Annotated in this window: 1 protein-coding gene; it reads right to left on the reverse strand. The window is 59.2% G+C overall.

The window, feature by feature from the left end; genetic code table 11:
* Positions 1-850: hypothetical protein (locus tag NNL21_RS36075; RefSeq protein ID WP_256555729.1), on the reverse strand; the 850-nt coding region annotated here is incomplete at both ends.

Raw genomic sequence — 850 nt, forward strand, 5'->3', positions numbered from 1 at the left:
ATATTTTCACGCTGACAGACGGCTTCGGATCCCCTTCGAATTTGCAGCTGAACGATACGGGCTGCCCCCCGCTTCGGAGGATCGGCGCATCCGCCGACGCTTGAACCGTCTGCAGCAGATTCCAGTTTTGATCGTATATGTTGCCGGTTCGTCCGCCATCGCACACGAGATATTGATTCGGCTTCAGTTCCGTATCGAATGTCATGTAAACCCCGCTGGTATACAAAGTCGGCCGTTTCACCGAAGCGTCTTCGTTCCCGTACGAAGGTACCACGCGCAGCGTAAACTTCAACGGTTGATCGGCATACGGGTTGAAATAAACCCAGTCGGCGCCTCCCGGTTGGCCCGGCTGCAGCTCGGCAGGATTGCAGACAAGCGGCTTCGAGAAGTGAACGGGGTACAGCTTCCAACGGCCTTCGCCGTCCGGTTCCAAGTGCCAGTCTCCCTTCGGCTCGCGCAGCCGCTTACGCTGCTCGGGCGTAAACGCTCCGGCCCGCCGCGCCTTCTCCCATTCGCGCACCGACGCTAACAACGGCTCGATATTGCCGTTTCGCCGAAGCACCGCCGTATCGGCTACCAGCGCGAAGCCGGCCCCGAATCCGGCCGCTTTCGACAATACCCATTCGATTTCATCCAGCGCCGACGCCTCGAACCGTTCGGAAGCGGACCGGACGAGAAACCATCCCAGCATCGGCGGAATAAAGTTACGGGCAAAATACCGCTGGTTGCTCAGCCTCCATTCGAGCTGGCCTTCGCGCGTTGCCGCGCCCCAAGGCTCTCCCCAGTTGAAGCGCGTGAATATGTGCCACAGATAGTTCGGAACGACGATGCTCGCATCGTTGATCACATC

The sequence above is a fragment of the Paenibacillus mendelii genome, assembly GCF_024498075.1.
GTDB lineage: Bacteria > Bacillota > Bacilli > Paenibacillales > Paenibacillaceae > Paenibacillus_Z > Paenibacillus_Z mendelii.